This window comes from Streptosporangium sp. H16 (genome assembly GCF_051918855.1).
Taxonomy (GTDB): domain Bacteria; phylum Actinomycetota; class Actinomycetes; order Streptosporangiales; family Streptosporangiaceae; genus Streptosporangium.
This window is the reverse complement of record NZ_JBPXMD010000118.1, coordinates 1-975: the sequence shown is the minus strand read 5'-3', so window position 1 is coordinate 975 and position 975 is coordinate 1. Positions and strand designations below refer to the sequence as shown.

Genomic DNA, 975 nt, shown 5'->3' with positions numbered 1-975 from the left:
GCCCACCTCCACCGCCACCGCATCCACCGGCGGCCACTGCACCAGCTCGAACCCCGCCACCGGCAGCGGCTCCGCACCCAGCAGACCCTCGGCATGCCCCGTCCACGGAGCCGTGGCGTCGTTTTCCGGACGCGAGTGGATCGAGACCGCCCTACCGCCCGACTCCTCTTCCGCGCCGACGACGACCTGGACCTGCACCCCACCCTCGACGGGCAGCACCAGCGGAGCCTGCAACGTCAGCTCCCGCACCAGCGGCCAGCCCACCTCACCCCCGGCCCGCAACACCAGCTCCAGCAAACCGGTCCCCGGCACCAACACCGTCCCGTTCACCGCATGATCAGCCAGCCACGGCTGTACCGCAGGAGACAAGCGGCCACTGAAGACCACCGACCCACCCCCGGCAACCTCCGTCACCGCACTCAACAACGGATGATCGACCGCGCCCAGACCAGCGGCACTCATCTCCCCGACCCCACCACGCACCGGAATCCAGAACCGCTCCCGCTGGAACGCATACGTCGGCAGATCAACCTGCGCTCTCGGGGTGAGGATCGCCCTCCAGTCGACTCCCACACTGTGAGCGTGCAGCCGACCCAGCGCCTCGATCAGCGCCCGGACCTCGTCCCGGTCCTTGCGAGCGGTCGCGACGAAGGCGCCGTCCTGCACGCTCTGCTGGGCCAGCGCGGTCAGGGTGGTGTCCGGCCCGATCTCCACGAACACACCCGCCTGGCAGGCGGCCACCCCGTCGGCGAAGCGCACCGCCTCGCGCACATGCCGCACCCAGTACCCCGGGTCGGTCAACAGCCCCGGCTCAGCGGGCCGGCCCGTCACGTTGGAAACGACCGGGATGGTCGGCTCACTGAAAGCCAACCCGGAGACGATCTGCTCGAACTCCGCGAGCATCGGCTCCATCAGCGGTGAGTGGAAAGCGTGCGAGACCCGCAGCCGTCGAGTGCGGGCACTCACCAGGCCCGC

The 975-nt window shown here is 70.2% G+C and carries 1 protein-coding gene; it reads right to left on the bottom strand.

The window, feature by feature from the left end:
* Positions 1-966 (bottom strand): acyltransferase domain-containing protein (locus ACTOQ2_RS43930; RefSeq protein WP_440107980.1); only part of this gene is annotated, 966 nt, incomplete at its 3' end.
* Positions 967-975: the final 9 nt, after the last annotated feature.